Genomic DNA, 19,616 nt, shown 5'->3' on the forward strand with positions numbered 1-19,616 from the left:
CGAATACCGCGCGGCCATAGGGTTTTTCGTCGCCTACACCCGCGCGGGTCGACGTAGATCGTCCAGGTCCGGCAGTGCCGGCCCGGACGGTCCCTCGTCGAATCCGAAGCGCTCGTGCAGTTTTTCGAGCGGACCCGGCGCCCACCAGTTCCAGTCGCCGAGCAGTTTCATCACAGCGGGCAGCAGGAAGCCGCGCACCAGCGTCGCGTCCACCAGCACCGCCAGCGGCAGGCCGATACCGAAGGACTTCATGAAGGTGATGTCGGAGGCCAGAAATCCCAAGAACACCAACGAGATCAGCACCGCGGCGGCGGTGACGATCCGGCCGATCTTCTCCAGCCCGTGTGCGACGGCGGCTTCGTTCTTGCCGGTGCGTTCGTACTCCTCGAGGATCCGCGACAGCAGGAACACCTGATAGTCCATGGCCAGACCGAAGGCGACACCGAAGAGCATGACCGGCACCGTCGGCGGCAGGTCCCCGGTCACGGTGAAATCGAGCAGTCCCGACAGGTGACCGTCCTGGAAGATCCACACCAGCGCGCCGAAGGTCGCGGTAAGGCTGAGCGCACTGAGCACGATCGCCACCAGTGGCAGCACCACGCTGCCGGTCAGCAGGAACAGCACGATCAGCATGACGATCACGACGTAGGCCAGCGCCAGCGGCAACGCGGAGGTCACCGCGTCGAGTGAATCGGCGCTGGCGGCCGCGATGCCGCCGACCAAAGCGGGCGACGGTGCGGGTACCGCGCGCAGATCCTTCGCGACTCGATCCAGCAGACCAGGATCGCTGGTATCCGGCGTCACCGAAAGGTATGCGGCGTCCTGGGTTTCGAAGTGCGCGTGCTGCGTCATCGGCGGGGCGAGCTGCCCGCCATGGGCGTAGCTGCCGGTGGCGGTGTCGACGCGGCCGACGTTGTCGACCTCGGAGAGTTTCCTGGCGTACGCGTCCAGTCCGGATTTACCGTCGGGCAGCACGACGAACAGGCCGTTGGTATCGGTGGCGGCGAAGTCGCGCTGGATGATCTCGGTGATCTGCCGGTTGTTCATCGATTCCGGCAGCGCCCGCTCATCGGGGAAGCCGAGTTTCACGCCGAGGAACGGGGTGCCGAGCAGCAGCAGGAATGCCGTGACGGCCAATCCGATGGGCATCGGCTTGCGCATGACGAATACCGCGAGCCGATGCCAGAAGCCCTCACCCGGCGCGGGTCGTTGCGGACGGAAGAACCACCCGAGTTGGCCGCGATCGATGCGGCTACCGAGCAGCCGCAGAATCGCGGGCAGCACTGTCAGCGATACCGTGGCGGCGATCACCGCGACCGCCAGCCCCGCATAGCCAATGGAGCGCACCGCGAGCAGTGGGAAGAACAGCAGGCCCGAGATCGCGACCGCGACGGTGACCGCCGAGAACGCCACGGTGCGCCCGGCCGAGCGCATCGTCGCGGCGACGGCCGGGCCGGTCTGGGCTCCGGCGGCCAGTTCGTCGCGGTAGCGGCTGATGATCAGCAGGCTGTAGTCGATCGCCAGACCGAGGCCGAGCAGGGTGGCGACGTTGGTCGCGGTCGCGGCGAGATCGGTGACCAGGGTGATCAGATACAGCGCGCCCATGGTGATCATGACGGTCACCGCCGCCACTACCAGCGGCAGGCTGGCCGCCACCAAACCGCCGAAAACGAACAGCAGGGCGATCAGGGTGATCGGGAAGGCGATCGATTCGCCGACGACGGCGTCCTTTTCACTCTGTTTCACGGTCTCGTGCAACAACATCGCGTAGCCGCCGACGCGCACCTCGACCGGGCCGTGCGCGCCGCCGTAGCGGTCCGCGAGCCCGCCGACCCGCTGGTCGACATCGCCTTCTTCGCCGAGGATGCTGGCGACGATCAGCCCCGACTTGCCGTCATCGCTGCGCAGTGCGGGTGACTTGTCCATCCAATAGGACGTGACACCGGCGACACTCGGTTCGTCCTTCAGTGTCTGCGCTAATTCGACTGCGGCACTGGCAGATTCGGGATCGTCGACCGAGCCATCAGTGCGCACCAGCAACACGAAGTTCGGCGGCGCCGCACCGAAGGTGTCGCGCAGAATCTCGGTGGCCCGGCTGGCTTCCCCACCGGGATCGCTGTAGCCACCGCCCTGCACCTTGTCGAACAACGTCGAGCTGAGCATCCCCATCACCAGCGCGAGCCCGGCGAATATGCCGAGAATCCACTTGCTGCGCCGCGTAGCGACTGCTTGCAGGTCGCTCGAAATGGTCAGCGTAGCGACTGCTTGCCGGTCGCTCGAATTGGTCAGCTTGGTCAGTTCGAACACCCCACACCCTCATCACTCGTTAAGCCGCGCCGCGATCGCTGTCTGACGAATCCGCGACGTGCCCGGCTCGCACCTGCCTGGTCACCACCCGCATCGGCAGATGCTTCGGGTGCACCAGGGCGCCGATCACCGTCTCTTGCACCGCGATACCGGGCATCGGGCGCAGGCGCCAGCGCCCGCCGATCGTAGCAACCTGCAGCGCAACCTCGGTGAGCGAGAACACGTTTCCCGGACACTGGCGGGTGCCCATGCCGAACGGCAGGTAGGCCCCCTTGGGCCGGGACTCCATCGCCGCGGGCAGCCAGCGGTCCGGGTCGAACTTTTCGGGGTCCGGGAAGACCGCGGGATCCCGGTGTACCGCGACGGGACACACCAGCAGCATGGCCCCCTTCGGCAACGCCTTGCCGCCGAGTTCGTAGTTCGCCGGCACATCGCGCACGGTCAGCCACGGCGAGTACACCCGCAGTGTCTCCATGACGATCCGCTTGGTCAGATCGAGCCGGCCCAGGTCGGCGAATTCAGCCGGGCGACCGATGAGAACCGCGTCGATCTCCGCGTGAAAAGCGGCCTCCAGCTCGGGATTCCGGCCCAGTTCGTGGAATACCCAGGACAGCGTCATACCGGTGGCTTCGGTGCCGCCGACCAGGAAGTTGATCAGCTCATCATGGACCTGGGCGTCGGTAAGCGCGACACCGTCCTCATCGCGGGCCTTGATCAGGGTGTCGAGCAGGTCGCCGTGATCCAGCGTCGGGTCGGCGGCCAGATCGGCGCGGTAGGCCGCGATGATCTTGCGGGTGGCCGACTTCATGCCCGCGACAAGACCTTCGAAGCGGCGGTTGCTCGGCAGCGGCAGTTTGTCGATCCAGGCCGGGCGGGTGACGCGGCGGGCGAGCAATGTCATCACCGGTGTGAGCATCTGATGGATCTCCGCGCCCGTCTCCGCGCCGAGGTCGCCGGAGAACAACGCGCCCGCTACGGTACGCAACGCCAGGTCGTGCATCTCCTCGTTGACGGCGACCAGCTGGCCGTCGCGCCATGCCTCGGCACGTTCCGCCCCCAGCTGCGTCATCACACTGGCGTACTGCGCGATACGGCCTCTTGCGAAGGCAGGGGCGATCATTCGGCGTTCCCGCTTGTGCCGCGGACCGGAGAGCACGGTGACACCCGCGCCGAGCAGTGCTTCGGCGCGGTCGATCATCGAGCCCTGATCGGAAAGGCCGACGAAGGCCTCCCGGATCAGATCGGGTTCGGTGACGACATAGGTGTCGTAGCCCGGAATCTTCACCCGCACCACGGGTCCGAGTCCCGACAGCGTCTGCAGGAAGCGGTAGGGCCCGCGAGCCAGGCGGTGCGAATGTCCGATGAAAGGTAGTGCGCCGGGTGCGGTCGGCACCGCGACGGCAGCGGTCGGGCGGCTGGTCAGCCGGGTGGTCATCATGCGAGTCTCCTAGGCGGGGATAGACTTTCGCTCGAACGCGGGGCGATCAGCCGCGGGCCAGCACGGCCTCGACGCCACCGACCTGTCCGACCCATTCGACGTAAGCGGCGAGCCCGTCGGCCGGTGACACCGTCGGCGCGTAGCCGAAATCCCGTGTGGCGGCACTGGTGTCGTAGGTGTTGGAGACGGTCAACGCGGCAGTGGTCCAACTGGACAGCGGCGGCGGGTACCGCTCCTTGATCGCGGGCACCCGCCAGATGGTGTCGAAGACCGCGATGGCGGCATCGAATATCGGTTTGGGGATGGTGCGGGTCGGTGGTGTCAGATCCAAGGCGACCGCCAGCTCGTTGACGAACTTCCACAGGTCGACGTCCTCGGAGTCGGCGAGGAAGTAGGCATTGCCCGCGACCTGGTCCGATCGCGCCGCCTGCAGACAGGCCTGTGCGGCGTGCTCGCAGTAGGTGATCGACACCATCACGTTCTTGCCACCGGAGAGGTCGGGTAGCCTGCCGGACTTCAGCTTTCGCAGCAGCAGCGTCATCCAGCCCGAGGAGCGCGGACCCCAGATCATCCGCGGCCGCAGCGCGCAGGTCACGAAATCGGGGGTGTTGGTGGCGAGGACGAGCTGTTCGGCGGCGACCTTGGTCGCCACGTACAGGCTCTTCGGATCCGTCACGTACGGCTCGGATTCGTCGACGCCGAACCGGTCGGTGTCATAGGAGGTGGCGACCGATGGGCTACTGACGAAGACGAACCGGCCGACACCCGCCTGCTGCGCGGCTTTCATCAGCCGCCGGGTGCCCTCCACGTTGGCCTCCCAGAACTGGGCGCGGCTGCCGACCTCCGCGACGTGTCCGGCGCTGTGATAGACCACATCGACGCCCTTGCATGCGGTCACCAGCGATTCGTAGTCGCCGAGATCGCCTGCCACCGTTTCGAGTTCGGACACCGTCGACAGGTATCCGAGATCGCTCGACGGCCGCACGACGGCGCGCACCTCGTCGCCCGCCCGTACCGCGGTGTCGACGATGTGACTGCCGAGGAATCCGGATGCCCCGGTGACCAATGCCTTCATGGCGTCATACCCTTTCCGGCCCATTCGGCCAGTTCCTCGCGCCCGATCTTGGCGTTGTGCCGGATATCGACCGGGAATCCTGGATGGGCGCCGAATACCTTGATGGGCCTGGTGATTTCGCGCTCGCGGGCGATGGACCATAGTTCCCGCTGCACGCGCGGGATCTCGGCGGCCGCGACGCCGGTGCGTAATTCGAAGCACAGCACCGGAACCTGCGCATCCGGCGCACCGACACCGACGAGCGCGGTGCGGTACACATCGGGATGGGTGTTGAAGATCTGCTCGCATTGGACAGTGAACAGATCCCCGGCCGCGGTGCGGACCCGCTGAGCGGAGCGGCCGCAGAACCACAGTCGTCCGGATTCGTCCTGCCAGGCCAGATCTCCGACGCGGTGCCAGCGGCGTACGGTGCCGTCCGGCCGCGTCTCATCGATCTTGTTGCGAGCGTCGGCAGCGCGGTCGCGGTGGTAGGCGGTGCTGACTTGCGCTCCGGTGGAGACGATTTCGCCGATCTGGCCCTGCGGCAGCACCAGATCGTCGTGCCAGGTGGTGATCTCGTCATCGGAGATGGTGATGATGCGAATCCGTGCCTCGTTTTCGGATACCGCACTCTCGGATTCCGGGATCGGGCGGCCGACGCAGGTGCCCGCGCCCTCGGCCGTATGCTTGCGGGTCTCCTCGAGTTCGGACCATTCGAGCGTGGTCAGCGGCAGCGCCTCGGTCGCGCCATAGGTGGTGAAGACATCCGCTGACTCACCGAGCGCGGCCCGAACACCCGCCAGCGCGTCGAGATTCGCGGGTGCACCCATGGAGATGACGCGGACCAAGCTCGGCAGTCTGGTGCCGGTCCGCGTCAGGTATTCGCCGAGCGGACCGAGCAGTGCGGGTGAGGCGGTGCCATCGGTGGCCTCGAAACTGGTGACGACATCGGCGAGCAATGCGGGATCGGCCTTCGACACCCGCACCGGATCGACCGGCCCGAGCACGACGTGCGCGCCCTGCAGCAGGTCGAAGATGCCGAACAGCGGTACCGAGGTCAGTGAAACGAAACCCGTTGGGCGACCGTGCAACTGCTCGATCACTCGCAGCGAGGCGGCGAATCCGGCCCTGGTGAATTCCACGCCCTTCGCCGGCCCGGTGCTGCCGGTGGTGAAGGCGATCATCAGCAGATCGTCGGGCGCGTGGGCGATTTCCGCGGCAGCGGCACCCGTCTGCCGGCGCATCGCGAGCAGTGTGTGCCCGCCCCAGAACGAACGCCCGGCGGTCACGTGCACCCGAACCGAGCGAAAGGTGCGCCGCGCCGCGAGCCGCACCAGATGTGCCACGGGGATGCCGATGAAGGCCTCCGCGCCGACACTACGGAAGCAGTGCAGCATTCGGCGCACGCCCATGCCCGGGTCCACCACGACCGGCACCGCGCCGACCTCGAACAGCGCGAAGATCACCGCGAACAGATCGGGATCGGGCTTGACCATCACGATGGTCTTGACGCCCTTGGTGATCCCGATGCGCTCGAACGCCGCCGCATAGGAGCGCACCCGCGTGCCGAATTCGGCGAAGGTCAGCACCGCGAAGCCGAGATCCGCAGCACGCTCGGCGCGTTCGGGATGCGCGACCGTCGGGTAGCTGATCGCGGGCAGGTCGGCGCGCTCCTCGATCCGGCGATCCAGGAGTGCACTGAGGTCTCGGCTCATCCGGCACCACCGCCCGGAACCGTGTAGCCGACGCATCCGGCGATCGGACCGGATCCCGCCGCGACCAACAGCAATTCGTCACCGGGCCTCAGCTCACCGGTCTCCAGCAGTTGGTGGTAGCCGATAATGAGACCCGAACTGCCCGCGTCGAGGTCGCCGGTCGCGGCCTGATGCGCACGAGCGAAACCGAATTCGCCCGCCAAGCCGGCCGCGAAGCCGGGCACCGGGTTATTGGTGACCAGCACCCGCCGCGTCTCCGGCCGATCGGCCAGATACGAGCGCACCGCGGCGCAGGCAGCGCCGGCGACCAATTCGGCGTAGTCGTCGGCGACATCGACGGTGATCGAGCGTTGTCCATCATTGCCCATCGCCTTCAGATCGAGGTAACCGGCGACACCGGGGTGGGTGCCGACCACACGCGGCAGCGGCGCGGGGATGTGCACGCGATCGAAGCCGGTGTCGGCATCGATGCCCTTGGTCACCAACAACGCCGCGCCGACCGCGGCGTAGCGGAAGTCGGACGGTGCGTTCTCGGCACCGCCGGGATGTGCGTCGCTGCCGACGATCAGCACCCGCTCGACTGTGCCGTTCTGCAGCAGCGCGCCCGCGGCCTGCAGCGCGTTGAGCACGCCGCAGGCCCCGTTGCGCAGATCGAGCGAGAAACCCGCCCGCGAGGATCCGGCCTGGTAATCCAGGTGCATCCCCAGTTCCTTCTGGATCAGGGCGGCGTTCGACGGCTCGACGATATTGCTGTCGCAGTAGACGCCCACATTGATCAGCACGTCGACGTCATTCGGGTCGACGCCCGCCCCCGAGAGGCACTCCCCGGCCGCCCGGACTGCGTGATCGATCGAGCCGAGGGTGGGGTCGGCGCTGACGGCGGACCGCTGAATAATAAATGTCATCTCATCCCACCAATGCACTGATAGTTGCCGACAAGACACCGAAGACCATTCCAGACGCCGTCGGGACGAAACAGATCTTCGCCCGCTTCGGGATCTCGCCACGCGAAATGTAGTCGTGCAGCACCAGGAAATGCGTACTTGCTCCGGTGTTGCCATATTTCTCGACGGTCGCCAGTCGTGGCGGCAGCTCGGCGCCGTGAATCTTGCTGCCGGACTCGGCGAGCTTCTCGGTGAATCCGACGCCGAGCTGGTGGAATACGATGAAGTCGAACTTCTCCGCGGCGAATGTGGTGCCGCGTTTCGCGAGAATATCGCGGTGGAATTCGGCCCAGGTTTCGCGGCGCGGCGCGGCCTGCATGGTGAGATTGTCGGTCAACATGATCATGTTCTCGCTGGCGTCGCTCGGTTTGGCGATACACAACGGCGAGTACTCGGCACAGGTCGTCAGGTCGACGTAGTGCAGCACGTCGTCCTCGTCGACCGCCGGATCCAGAATGACCGCGACCGCGGCGTCGGCGAGGGTCAGCGCGGCGAACTGTGGATCGCGCACATCGATCGCCTCGGCGAGTGCGCCCTCGGTCACCGGTGAGATCACCTCGGGCGTGACCACCATGCCGTTGCGCACTACACCGGCGCGAATCATGTTGTCCAGCAGATAGATTCCGGTCATGGTGCCACCGCACGCGTTCGCCACGTCATAACCGGACGCGTTGACCGCGCCGATGCGCCGGGCGATCTCCTGCGCGGCAGACGGTTCGAAGACCATGTGGAAACCGTCGTGCACCGTGGTTGCGCCGCAGATGATGATGTCGAGGTCGGCGGCGTCCAGGCCGGACTTCGCCAGTGCGTCCCGCGCGGCGCGTGCGCCGAGAGTCAGGGTGTCCTCGACGGTGCGATCCACCAGATATCGGTGGCCGATGCCGGTAATTCGCTCGACGTCGAACTCGCCGCCGCTCGTCATCCGACCGAGTACTTCGGAGGTGGTGTATTCGCCGGCCGGAAGGGCGGCTCCAAGGGCGCGTAATCGGGAAGAATTCACCGTAGCGGTCCTTTCGACAGAGACGGGCAGCACAAACTTCCCGCTGGCACGACAATGGCCTCGGGCAGACGGTGCGGGAATGCCGTTCCACACAATTGGGGAACAGAAGATTTCGAAATCAACACTGATTTCGGTGATCGGATCCGGATTGCCCGACCCTCGGCAATCCGACCGACAACGCCGAGCATACGGCGCACGAGAGAACGTGACCAGCCGGATCATGGCGGCTTGCTACTGGCGAGTCACATCGCTGCTGGAAAATCCGGATCTACCATGATCGCATTATGAAGAATGTCACCGTCGATATCTGTGAACTATCACCACGCAACGGGTGCAGATCCGCCCAGAAGTAAGCTCCGCACGAACGACGAACCGATCCCGCCGACCGAAGGATCCGACCTGCCCACCGCCGAACCCGCTGTGCCACACCGGCATCCGTGCCCCGCGTGGAACGCCCCATGAGCGAGCGAGCCATCGACACAGCCGCCGACATCATCGTCTGCGGACTAGGTCCCGCCGGGCGCGCGCTCGCGCATCGCTGCCTGGCGCACGGAATGTCGGTCACCGCAATCGATCCGCTGCCGGACCGGCAGTGGTCGGCAACCTATGCGGGGTGGGCCGACGAGCTGCCGCGATGGCTGGATCCGGCGGCAGTGGCGGCCACCGTGGATCAGCCGACGGCCTGGGGGACTCGGCCGCATCGACTCGACCGGCCCTACGTCGTCTTCGATTCCCAGCGGCTGCGCGCCGCACTGGATCTCGACGGCGCGCGGGTACTGGCGGATCGCGTCGTCGAACTTCGCCGCGAGACAGTGACTTTGGCTTCCGGAGCGGTGCTGAGGTCGGAGCGGGTGATCGATGCCCGTGGCGTCGCCCGCTCCCCCGAGCTGGCCGAACAGACCGCGTACGGCGTGATCATCGGTCGTGGCGCGGATCTCGAACCGTTGTTCATGGACTGGCGCGCGGACAACGGCGCGTTGCCGACACAACCGCGCTCGTTCCTTTACGCGGTGCCGCTGGGCGGCGCATCGATGCTGTTGGAAGAGACCTGCCTGGCCGGGCGACCCGCCATCGACACCACGATATTGCGCGACCGACTGCACCACCGATTGCGCTCCCGCGGTATCGAACTCACCGGCACCGAACCGATCGAACGGGTGCGTTTCCCGGTGCAGGGCGGCCGACCGGGGCGGCGCACCTTCGGCGCGGCAGGCGCATTCACCCATCCCGCAACGGGTTACAGCGTTACCGCAGCACTCACCGCCGCCGATGCGGTCGCCCTCGGCTCGTCGGCCTGGCCCGCACAGGCCCGAGCGGTGCACGCGTTGCGGGCGGCCGGTCTGCGCGCCCTTCTCGCTCTACCGCCCGCCGACATTCCCGTCTTCTTCGATGCCTTCTTCACCATGCCGCCGGAGCGGCAGCGGGCGTATGTCTCGGGCCGGACCGACCTCGGCGGCACCGTCGCCGCCATGCGGACCCTCTTCACCGCGCTGCCGCCCGAACTCCGTCGGCGCGTCGCGACCGCGACACTCGGGATGCCGATTCGCTCGCGCATTCGAATGGGTTCGGCCATCATGGAGTGATGGCACGAGCTATCTGGAAGGGCTCGATTGCGTTCGGGCTGGTAAACGTCCCTGTCAAGGTCTACACCGCCACCGAGGATCACGACATCCGGTTCCACCAGGTGCACGCCAAGGATGGCGGGCGGATCAAGTACGACCGGGTGTGCACGGTCTGCGGCAAATCCGTGCAATACGCCGACATCGACAAGGCCTACGAATCCCCCGAGGGCGATAAGGTCATCCTGACCGACGAGGACTTCGCCAAACTGCCCGCCGCCGAGAAGCACGAGATTCCGGTGCTGCAGTTCGTGCCATCCGAGCAGATCGACCCGATCCTGTTCGAGAAGAGCTACTACCTCGAACCGGACTCGAATACCCCCAAGGCCTACGTACTGCTGGCGACCACGCTGGAGCGCATCGATCGGACCGCGCTCGTGCATTTCACGTTGCGCCAGAAGACCCGGCTCTCCGCGCTGCGGGTACGCGATGGCGTGCTGGTGCTGCAGACCCTGCTGTGGCCCGACGAGGTCCGCGCGGTCGACTTCGAATCCCTCGACGGCGTCGCCGAGCCGAAGCCGCAGGAGATCAAGATGGCCGAGACACTCGTCGAGACCATGTCCGACGATTTCGACCCCGACCAGTTCACCGACGAGTACCAGATCGAACTGAAGCGAGTGCTCGACGAGGCCATTGCCAGCGGCACCGGCAAACTCGTCAGCCAGCCCGAGGCGCCACCCGCCGAAATGGACGCCGAGGTCGTGGATCTGGTCGCCGCCCTGCAGCGCAGTCTCGAAGCCAGCGGCCGCCGGGCCGCGAAGGCCGACGACGGCGCCGCGAAGAAGACGGCACCGGCGAAGAAGACCGCGAAGGCCGCGAAGAAGACCCCGGCCGAACCCGCCAAGAAAACCGCCAAGAAAACCGCCGCCCGCAAGGGCGCGTGAGGATAGCCCGCACACCGCTGGCAAACTGGGCGGCATGGACCCCGCGATAGCGATCGTCCCGATGGGCCTCGGCCATTTACGCCAGGTGCTCGATCTCGGATACGAGGTATTCGACACCACCCTCGAGCCTTACACCTCATGGTCGCTGACCTCGGTGGCCGAACATCTGGACAGCCCCGATAACGCATGCTGGGTCGCCCTCGACTCCGATCGGGTGGTCGGATTCGTGCTCGGCTCGATGGAGTTCGAACACCGCGGCGTCAGTGACGTTGTTCGTCCGGCCGAATCCGAAGGAGCCCGAACCGGATTCGGCCGACGAGGCGTTGCCCGCGGTGCCGCCGGGCGCCAAGCGGGCGCTCATCCGCCGCGGCCGACTGGCCGGTGACGGGCGGGGCGCCCGCTAGCCGGATCAGAACATGCCGTGCGGGATCCAATCGGCGTCGGGCACGGGTTGCACGACATCCCAGTGCTCGGTGATCACACCGTCGACCAGTCGCCAGATGTCCACCACCGCGCTACCGCGCGGATCGTCCTGCGCGATCATGTGGTAGTGCACGACGGCGTATTCGTCGTCGGCGATAACCCGTTTGATCTCCAGTCGGGCCGTGGCCACCGGTGAGTTCGCGGTGAATTCGATGAAGGCGTCGCGGCCCGACGGGTTGCCGGGGCTGTGCTCGATGAAGTTCTCGTGCAACAGCTCGCGCAGCACCTCGATATTGCCCTTGGTGAACTCGGCGAGGCCGCGCAGTACGAGATCCTTGTTGCGGGATGCCAGTTTGTCGTTCGTCATGGGGTAACCGTCGCAGCAGCGCGGTAAGCGTGTCGATTACCTGCCATGTAATGGCGGCGCCGGTTCGGTGTCGCGATACTGGGCGAGTGGATAACGATCGTCGCGTCGGTGCGCTGTTGCGCGACTGGCGCCTGCGGCGCAAGCTCAGCCAGCTCGAACTGTCGGTGCAGTCCGGAATCTCCACGCGGCACGTGAGTTTCGTGGAGACCGGGCGAACCATCCCGAGCCCCGCGATGATCGAGCGGTTCGCCGAACATCTGGGCATACCGTTGCGCGAACGCAATCGGCTGCTGGTCGCGGCCGGGCACGCGCCGACGTACCAGCATCGGGCACTCGACGATCCGGACCTAACGCACGCGCGGACCGCGGTCCGGCGGGTACTCGACGCCCACAAACCCTTTCCCGCGCTGGCCATCGATCGGCAGTGGAATCTGTTGTTCGCCAATGCCGCGGCAGAGGTCTTCTTCGAGGACGTGTCCGCGGAGTTACTGGAGCCGCCGATCAACATGATGCGAATTGGGCTGCACCCCAAGGGATTCGCTTCGCGGGTGCGCAATATCGAGCAGGTGCGCGGGTTCCTGCTCACCCGGCTCGCCCGGCAGGCCGCGGAGTCCGGCGATCCCGAATTGATTGCGCTGCACGAGGAATTGAGCGCATTCGGCCGTGCCGACGGACCGGTGCGGCTCGATCCGGCGGATATCGCGCTGCCGATTCACCTTCGGCACCGGGATGCCGAGCTGTCGCTGTTCAATACGATCATGCGGTTCGGCGCGGCCTTCGATGTCACACTCGACGAGATCGCCATCGAGTCGTACTTTCCCGCCGACGCCGCCACGGCCGCCTACCTCACCGAACTGGTTCCCGTGGCCGGACCGTAAACCGCTGGGACACAGTCGGTTCAGGCCTCGGCGGCCCGCGCCTTTCCCTCTTCGAAGAACTCGAGCAGGCTCGCGACCGTATTCACGTCGTCGCGCGGCCGCAGCGCGCCGAAGGACGCGTTCCAGAATTCACCGGTGCGCGGCGTCCATGGCCCGACATACGCATAGGGCCCTGGGTGAGTCGAATCTCCTGGTGATACACCGTAATTGACTTCGTTCAGCGCGCTGGACAGATCGAAATGCTCCGGCCACAGCACCGGAATGACCTCGCGCGCAGTGCGGCGTAGCGCCGAATCGCCGAGCGCGAACCAGTCCGCGATCAGCGCCGCGGCGTCGGCATCGACCACGAGCGGGTCGCCCGGTTCGGCGCCCGTGGTGTCGGCATAGACATTGGCCGGCGCCTGCGCTTCGAAGCCCGCGGCGGCCGCGACCTTCTCGAAGGTGCCCGTGAGCGGGGTCCGCCCCTCCGGCCACACCAGATCGGTGCCGACCACCGAGACCGGCCACTGCGCACCGCCGAACCCGCCGTGCGCGACCCGCAGTCGGATGGTCCCGAACCGCTGATACTGCGGGCCCGCGATCAACAACTCCCCCACCGCGTGCAGTGCGCGCCGGGTGTTCCGATAGGTGATCTCGTCCACCCGGAAATCATCTCCGCTGCGGGCCGCCACCGCCAGCGAATCGCCCGATGGGGATCAGGCCGGACGCGCGATGACCAGCAGTACGTGGGCCGGCTTGTCGTCGACCAGTTGCCAGCGGTCCCGCATGGTGGCCGGGAAGCTGATGAAATCTCTCGCGCCGAGGCGGAATCGCCCCGCGCCGACAATCTCGACCGCGAGCTCGCCGGAGACCACGTAGAGACCGCTCACCCCGGTCGATTCGAACCACTCCCCGATGTGTTGACCGGGTTCGACGCGGTATTCGATGACCTCGAGCGGACTATTCGGCCGCAGGTGCAGCGCCCGACCGATGGCAGCGTCGGGGCGGTCCGCGACCGGGATCAACGTGCCCTCGTCGGCACGCACCACCCGGACCCGCTCCGATTCCGGTGCGGGCAGCAGATCGCCGGGAGCGACGCCCAAAGCCCCGGCCAGCCGATAGGTGGTAACCATCGAAGGCGCGCTGACGCCCCGCTCGATCTGGCTCAGGAACGGTTGGCTGATTCCGGCCCGCTTCGCGAGCTCCCGCATCGACAGTCCGGACTGCTCGCGCAGCGCCCGCACCACGCCGCCGACCAGGGCAGCCAGGCTGGATTCGTCATCGGCGACGTCGGTTTCGGGCACGGCGGTAGGCTGTCCGATCGCCGACGCGGACGGCGATCCGGGATTAACCTGACCGTGACGCAGGTGCACGTTCACGACATATGGATATCAGATTCTGATTGCTGTCGCTTATCATCAAGATGTCGAAAGAGGGAGGACGCCGTGGAATTCCATGTGCCCGTCATCGATATTTCGCCGTACGTCGCAGCCGGTTCCGATGCCGAACGCCGGGCGGTGGCCCGCGCGATCGATGCGGCCGCGAGCACCGTCGGTTTCATGCAGATTACCGGTCACGCCGTTCCGCAATGGGTGCTCGACGATTTCGCGACCGCCCTCGACTCCTTCTTCGACCTCGACCCGGCAACGAAGCTGGACTACCGCAACCCACCCGAGGTCAACCGTGGTTACTCTCCACCCAAGAGCGAGAGTCTCAGCCTGAGCCTCGGCGTCGAATCTGCCACCCGGATGAACGATTTCTTCGAGGCGTTCAATATCGGCATCGCCGCGGACGCCTATCCCGGGGTCGAGTTGTCCCCGCGCGACTTCGCCGAAAACCTGTGGCCGACACAGGTTCCCGGATTCCGCGCGCCGGTCGAGGCATACTTCGCGCACGCGACCCGATTGGCCAGAACCCTCACCACCATCTTCGCCGACGCGCTGGACCTGCCACCCGGATACTTCAACCGCTTCACCGACCACTCCCTCGATGTGCTGCGCATGAACAACTACGCGCTGCCACCGGGCACCGTGGATCTCGACGGCGAACTCACCGGCATGGGCGAGCACACCGACTACGGCATCGTCACCGTCCTGTGGGCGGACCAGGTACCCGGGCTGCAAGTCCTCGGCGCAGACACGCGGTGGCACGACGTACAACCCGCCGATGACGCCCTGCTCGTCAACCTCGGCGACCTGATGTCGCGCTGGACCAACGAACGCTGGCTGTCCACCCTGCACCGCGTCATGCCGCCCATCACCAACGGAACCATCCAAAGACGCCGCAGCGCAGCCTATTTCCACGACGGCAACACCGACGCGGTGATCGAAACCCTGCCTTCGTGCGTGGGCGAGGGCAGCAAGTACGAACCGATCACCATCGCCGATCATCTCCACGCGAAGCTCGCGGGTTCCCGTGCGCTGCAGCCGAATACGAATGCGTCCCGGGAAGCGGCCCGTGTCCTCGCCGCATCGGGCTATCCCCTGAGCGGCAGCGACTAGCCTCAGCAGGGATTTGTCATGATTCCTGATCGAAGTGGATGCGTTGGATGGTGCCCATGACCGCCAGCGCGATCAAAGCCAGCACACCGTGCCCGGCGACGAACCAGAGCGCGGTATCGAAGGAACCGGTCGCCTCGACCAGATAGCCGATCACGATCGGGGTGACGATACCGGCGATATTGCCGCACGCGTTCATCGTGGCCCCCACAAAACTCATCGCCTGCGGCGGCGCGATATCGGTAGTGATCGCCCACCCCAGCGAACCCACACCCTTACCCAGAAACGCCACGACCATGATCACCACGATCACCGTGGTGCTGTCACTGAAATTCGACAACGCGATCGCGATCGTCAACACCATCCCCACCGCCGCCGGGATCTTACGCGCCACGGTCAACGATCCACCACGACGCAAGATCGCATCCGAGACGACCCCACCACCCAGACCACCCACGAACCCCGCCAACGCCGGCAGCGCGGCGATGAAACCGACATCGACCAACGACAGGCCGCGGCCCTTGTTCAGGTAAACCGGGAACCAGGTGATGAAAAAATAGGTCAACGCGTTCACCGCATACTGGAACAGATACACCCCCCACAACGGCCGAGTCGAAAAAATCCGCGCCAGAGTGCGCCGATTGAGCGGGGCACGCTCGGCCTGCACGGTCCCGCGCTCGTCCAAATCGACCAATGCGCCGCTGGCGCGGATCGACTCCAACTCCTCTGGTGTAACGCGTCGGTGTTCACGCGGGGTGTTCATCCACCGCGCCCACAACACCGCCAAACCGAACCCGAGTACACCCAACAGCACGAACACCCAACGCCACCCATAAACATGAGTGACCCACGCCATAATCGGCGCGAACATCACCGTCGCGAAATACTGCGCCGAATTGAACACCGCCGTCGCCCGCCCACGCTCAGCAGTCGGAAACCACATCGTCGCCACCCGCGCATTCGCCGGAAAAGCCGGCGACTCGAACGCACCCAACAACAACCGCAACCCGAACACCAACACCAACGCCGCCAACACCGGCACCGTGACCACACCAACCAGACTGATCGCCGCGGTCACCGCAGTCCACAACACCAGACTCCCCGCATACACCCGCCGCGCCCCGAACCGATCCAACAACATCCCACCCGGCAACTGCGCCACCACATACGCCCAACTGAACGCCGAGAAAACGTAGCCCAACTGCACCGAAGTGAACCCCAAACCCTCCTTCACCGCACTACCAGTAATCGACAAACTACTGCGATCGGCATAATTCACGGTCGTGATGACGAACAACAACCCCAACACCAGATAACGCGTCGGAACACGACGACGACCCGACGACCCGACGTCGGCCTGATCCGGGGCGCCGCCCCCGCCGACGGTCGCTACCGTTTCCCGCTTCAACATCGTCGTCCTCCTATGACCAGCGAGTGTGGTCTGCATCACCCACAACTCGGCATGCAAGGAGGCTACGACCCCTAGTTGATACCAGTCGAACACTAATTTGGTATTGCGTGATACCGAAAATGGCATCAGACCTAGTTCCGGCGACTTGGGAGTCAGCGGTTTGAGCACCGAAGGAGGTCGGGCACGGTTGACCGGTACTACTTGCGGAACTTGGTCTCCAGATCGGCCAGGGTGGCCTGCAGATCGGCCGGGTCGTTGGTCTTGAAGATGCCCTGGTAGCCGGTCTCGGCGCGGACGGCCGCCTCGACCTCCGGATCGTGGTAAAGCCTGGCCAGCGCAAGCAGTTTCGGGTTGTCCTTGTCTTCGGCGCGGGCGGCGAAGACGTTGATGTACTGCTCGAGCTCCGGTCGTTCGGGATCGTCGGTGAAGATGACCTCGTTCTTGGTGAGGCCGGCCGGGCGGGCGAAGGTGTCGTCGACGAATGCGGCATCGACGCTCTCCAGGGACTGCGCGGTCAGCGTCGGATCGATAGTCTTCAGACTTATCGTCGAGGCGCCGGTGTCCACGTCTTCGATCTTCGAATCCCAGCTCGCGCCGCCCTTCAGCACGATCAGCCCGGCGGCCGCCAGCCCGAGCAGCGGCCGGACCTGGTTGGCCGGATTGTTGCTGAGGGTGATCTGACCGCCCTTGGGGATCTCCGCCACCGATTTGTGCTTGCGCGAGTACAGGGTCAACGGGAAGATCTCGGTCGCGCCGACGGGCACCAGGGTGTCGTTGTTGCGGACGTTGTAGTTGGCCAGGTACCGCACGTGCTGGAACTTGTTGAGGTCGATCCGGCGCTGATTCAGCGCCGGATTCGGCTGGTTGTAGTCGGTGAAATTGACGAACTCGACGGCAATACCCTGCTCGGCGGCCTTCTTCTTGTACACATCCCAATGCGGAAGAGCGAGATCGTTCACACCGATGCGCACCACGTCGGTATTGCGTTCCTCCCCACACGCCACGGCACCGGCGGCCAGGGCAAACAACAACGGAATCACCAGAACACGGCGCAGCAATCGCATTGCAGGCAACCTAGACGGACGTCCAACTTGTTGCCAGTGTTTCGCTCAGCCCAATCCAAACCGTTGCCCGTCCTCTCGGTGCATCGCTTGGATTACCGGGTTCATATCGCGACGAGCAATTCGGGAGCACGAGTGAAATTCCATCGGGTACTGGCGATCCCGGTCCTGGTAGCAACCGCGGCCCTCACCCTCACGGCGTGCGGCGACGACAAAGCTTCCGCCGACAACGTAGTCCGCATCGGCACCACCGACAAGGATCACGCCTGGGACGTCTTCGAAGAGAAGGCGAAGTCACAGGGCATCACCCTGCGGATCACCAACTTCTCCGACTACAAGCAGCCGAATCTGGCCCTGTCGCAGAAGCAGATCGATCTGAATCTGTTCCAGCATCTGCAGTTCCTCGGCGCCTACAACGTGGCCAACAACGACACCCTGACCCCGATCGCCTCGACCTATATCGTGCCGCTCGGGCTCTACTCCAAGAAGCACAAGTCGGTCGCGGATCTGCCACAGGGCGCCGAGATCGCGATCCCCAACGATCCGACCAACCAGGCGCGGGCGCTGTTCGTACTGCAGGCCGCCGGTTTGCTGAAGCTCTCGGGCGACGCCAAGTCGCCGACCCCCGCCGATATCGATAAGGGCGCGTCCAAGGTCAAGGTGACCCCGGTCGACGCGGCGCAGACCGCGCTCTCACTTGCCTCGGTCGACGGCTCGATCATCAACAACACCTTCCTCGAGCGTTCCGGCATCGACCCCACTTCGGCGCTGTACAAAGATGATCCGAAGAATCCGGCGGCCGAACCGTACATCAATGTCGTGGTGTCGCGGGCCGCCGACAAGAACAACGAGCTCTACCAGAAGGTTGCCCAGCTCTGGCACGATCCGGAGGTACAGCAGGCGCACGCCCAGGTCACCAAGAACACCGCCGTCGAGGTCGAGCGGACCGGCCCTGAACTGGAGCAGATTCTGACCCGGGTGCAGCAGACCATCAAAGACGGCAAGTGAGCGAGCAGGTTCCCGCCGTCGAATTCCGCTCGGTCACCAAGGTTTTCGGCAAGGGCGCGGATCGGCATATCGCGCTCAACGATATCGATCTGCGCATCGAGCAGGGCGAGATCTTCGGTGTGATCGGCTATTCCGGCGCGGGAAAGAGCACGCTGGTCCGGCTGATCAATGCGCTGGAGAAGCCGACCACCGGCACCATCGAGGTCTCCGGCACGCCCATCACGGGGGTACGCGAGGCCGAGGTGCGCCGCATCCGCCGGGATATCGGCATGGTGTTCCAGCAGTTCAATCTGTTCCGATCACGCACGGCCGCAGGCAATATCGAATATCCGCTGAAGGTCGCGGGCTGGAAGCGCGCCGAACGCAAAGCGCGGGTCAAAGAATTACTGGAGTTCGTCGGGCTCGCTGAAAAAGCCCGCAGCTATCCGGACCAGCTCTCCGGCGGACAGAAGCAGCGGGTCGGCATCGCGCGCGCCCTGGCGACTTCGCCGTCGCTGCTGCTCGCGGACGAATCGACCTCGGCGCTGGATCCGGAGACCACCGGTGAGGTGCTGCGGCTGCTGAAGAAGATCAACCGCGAGCTCGGGGTCACCATCGTGGTGATCACGCACGAGATGGACGTGATCCGCGCGGTGGCCGATCGGGTGGCGGTGCTCGCCGAAGGGCAGATCGTCGAACTCGCCGGCACCTTCGAGGTTTTCGCATCTCCGCAGGCGCCGCCGACGCGGTCGTTCGTGGAAACCGTGCTGCACAACCGGCCCGATGCCGAGGAGCTGCGGCGGCTCGGCGAACTGCACGGCGGGCGGCTGGTCACCGTGGACATCGATGACGAGCGCGGGATCGGCGCGGCTCTGACCGTCGCCGCGCAGGCGGGTGTCGGGTTCGAGGTGGTCTACGGCGGGGTGAGCACGTTGCAGGACAAGACCTTCGGCAGTGTGACGCTCGCGCTGCGTGGTTCCGATGACGACGTGGACAAGGTGATCGACGAACTCGATCGCCGCTAGCGGCTGCTTGCAGGTCGCTCGAAACG

Annotated in this window: 18 protein-coding genes; 7 read left to right on the top strand and 11 right to left on the bottom strand. The window is 65.5% G+C overall.

Going from position 1 to position 19,616, the window contains the following annotated elements:
• Positions 1-33: 33 nt before the first annotated feature.
• Genes OG874_RS18865 through OG874_RS18890 form a run of 6 tightly spaced genes read right to left on the bottom strand, consistent with a single transcriptional unit; the run spans position 34 to position 8,458 of the window.
• Positions 34-2,307: an MMPL family transporter gene (locus OG874_RS18865; RefSeq protein WP_330256436.1), complete on the bottom strand. Its 2,274-nt coding sequence runs from the start codon at positions 2,305-2,307 to the stop codon at positions 34-36.
• A gap of 19 nt (positions 2,308-2,326) precedes the next feature.
• Positions 2,327-3,745: a cytochrome P450 gene (locus OG874_RS18870; protein WP_330256437.1), complete on the bottom strand. Its 1,419-nt coding sequence runs from the start codon at positions 3,743-3,745 to the stop codon at positions 2,327-2,329.
• Positions 3,746-3,791: 46 nt separating this feature from the next.
• Entirely contained in the window at positions 3,792-4,844 is a 1,053-nt protein-coding gene (locus OG874_RS18875) for an NAD-dependent epimerase/dehydratase family protein (RefSeq protein ID WP_330256438.1), read from the bottom strand.
• Positions 4,817-6,514, bottom strand: a complete 1,698-nt coding sequence (locus OG874_RS18880; RefSeq protein ID WP_330256439.1) for a fatty acid CoA ligase family protein — start codon at positions 6,512-6,514, stop codon at positions 4,817-4,819. Before OG874_RS18880 ends, OG874_RS18875 begins: the two co-directional genes overlap by 28 nt.
• Positions 6,511-7,419 (bottom strand): hypothetical protein, encoded by a 909-nt coding sequence (locus OG874_RS18885; RefSeq protein WP_330256440.1) that lies wholly within the window; start codon positions 7,417-7,419, stop codon positions 6,511-6,513. The genes OG874_RS18880 and OG874_RS18885 overlap by 4 nt, the downstream gene beginning before the upstream one ends.
• Before the next feature lies 1 nt (position 7,420).
• On the bottom strand, positions 7,421-8,458 hold the full coding sequence (locus OG874_RS18890) for a 3-oxoacyl-ACP synthase III family protein (protein ID WP_330256441.1): 1,038 nt from the start codon (positions 8,456-8,458) through the stop codon (positions 7,421-7,423).
• Positions 8,459-8,916: 458 nt separating this feature from the next.
• Between OG874_RS18890 and OG874_RS18895 the strand changes: the two genes are divergently transcribed.
• Genes OG874_RS18895 through OG874_RS18905 form a run of 3 tightly spaced genes read left to right on the top strand, consistent with a single transcriptional unit; the run spans position 8,917 to position 11,346 of the window.
• Positions 8,917-10,041 (top strand): lycopene cyclase family protein, encoded by a 1,125-nt coding sequence (locus tag OG874_RS18895; RefSeq protein WP_330256442.1) that lies wholly within the window; start codon positions 8,917-8,919, stop codon positions 10,039-10,041.
• Positions 10,041-10,961 carry a non-homologous end joining protein Ku gene (gene ku, locus OG874_RS18900; protein ID WP_330256443.1) on the top strand — a complete coding sequence of 307 codons (921 nt, stop codon included), beginning with the start codon at positions 10,041-10,043 and terminating at the stop codon, positions 10,959-10,961. Before OG874_RS18895 ends, ku begins: the two co-directional genes overlap by 1 nt.
• Before the next feature lie 34 nt (positions 10,962-10,995).
• Positions 10,996-11,346, top strand: a complete 351-nt coding sequence (locus tag OG874_RS18905; RefSeq protein ID WP_330256444.1) for a hypothetical protein — start codon at positions 10,996-10,998, stop codon at positions 11,344-11,346.
• Between the two features lie 24 nt (positions 11,347-11,370).
• On the opposite strand, the gene OG874_RS18910 is transcribed toward OG874_RS18905, so the two are convergent.
• Complete coding sequence (locus OG874_RS18910; protein WP_330256445.1) at positions 11,371-11,751, bottom strand: nuclear transport factor 2 family protein; 381 nt, start codon at positions 11,749-11,751, stop codon at positions 11,371-11,373.
• An 86-nt stretch (positions 11,752-11,837) separates the two neighbouring features.
• On the opposite strand from OG874_RS18910, the gene OG874_RS18915 reads away from it, so the two are divergent.
• Positions 11,838-12,629, top strand: a complete 792-nt coding sequence (locus tag OG874_RS18915; RefSeq protein WP_330256446.1) for a helix-turn-helix domain-containing protein — start codon at positions 11,838-11,840, stop codon at positions 12,627-12,629.
• Positions 12,630-12,649: 20 nt separating this feature from the next.
• On the opposite strand, the gene OG874_RS18920 is transcribed toward OG874_RS18915, so the two are convergent.
• Together OG874_RS18920 and OG874_RS18925 are read right to left on the bottom strand one after the other, a co-directional pair.
• Positions 12,650-13,270 (bottom strand): hypothetical protein, encoded by a 621-nt coding sequence (locus OG874_RS18920; protein WP_330256447.1) that lies wholly within the window; start codon positions 13,268-13,270, stop codon positions 12,650-12,652.
• 54 nt (positions 13,271-13,324) lie between these two features.
• Positions 13,325-13,912, bottom strand: a complete 588-nt coding sequence (locus OG874_RS18925) for a helix-turn-helix domain-containing protein (protein WP_330256448.1) — start codon at positions 13,910-13,912, stop codon at positions 13,325-13,327.
• A gap of 141 nt (positions 13,913-14,053) precedes the next feature.
• On the opposite strand from OG874_RS18925, the gene OG874_RS18930 reads away from it, so the two are divergent.
• On the top strand, positions 14,054-15,109 hold the full coding sequence (locus OG874_RS18930; protein ID WP_330256449.1) for an isopenicillin N synthase family dioxygenase: 1,056 nt from the start codon (positions 14,054-14,056) through the stop codon (positions 15,107-15,109).
• A gap of 16 nt (positions 15,110-15,125) precedes the next feature.
• Here the strand turns inward: OG874_RS18930 and OG874_RS18935 are convergent, their stop codons facing one another.
• Both OG874_RS18935 and OG874_RS18940 read right to left on the bottom strand, forming a co-directional pair.
• Positions 15,126-16,517, bottom strand: a complete 1,392-nt coding sequence (locus OG874_RS18935) for an MFS transporter (RefSeq protein ID WP_330256450.1) — start codon at positions 16,515-16,517, stop codon at positions 15,126-15,128.
• A 197-nt stretch (positions 16,518-16,714) separates the two neighbouring features.
• A complete protein-coding gene (locus tag OG874_RS18940) occupies positions 16,715-17,581 on the bottom strand; it encodes a MetQ/NlpA family ABC transporter substrate-binding protein (protein WP_330256451.1) in 867 nt (288 codons plus the stop codon).
• A gap of 132 nt (positions 17,582-17,713) precedes the next feature.
• Here OG874_RS18940 and OG874_RS18945 point away from each other — a divergent pair, with 132 nt between their 5' ends.
• Positions 17,714-18,586, top strand: a complete 873-nt coding sequence (locus OG874_RS18945; RefSeq protein ID WP_442943359.1) for a MetQ/NlpA family ABC transporter substrate-binding protein — start codon at positions 17,714-17,716, stop codon at positions 18,584-18,586.
• Complete coding sequence (locus tag OG874_RS18950) at positions 18,583-19,590, top strand: methionine ABC transporter ATP-binding protein (protein WP_330256452.1); 1,008 nt, start codon at positions 18,583-18,585, stop codon at positions 19,588-19,590. Before OG874_RS18945 ends, OG874_RS18950 begins: the two co-directional genes overlap by 4 nt.
• Positions 19,591-19,616: the final 26 nt, after the last annotated feature.

It is taken from the genome of Nocardia sp. NBC_00565 (assembly GCF_036345915.1).
Lineage (GTDB): Bacteria > Actinomycetota > Actinomycetes > Mycobacteriales > Mycobacteriaceae > Nocardia.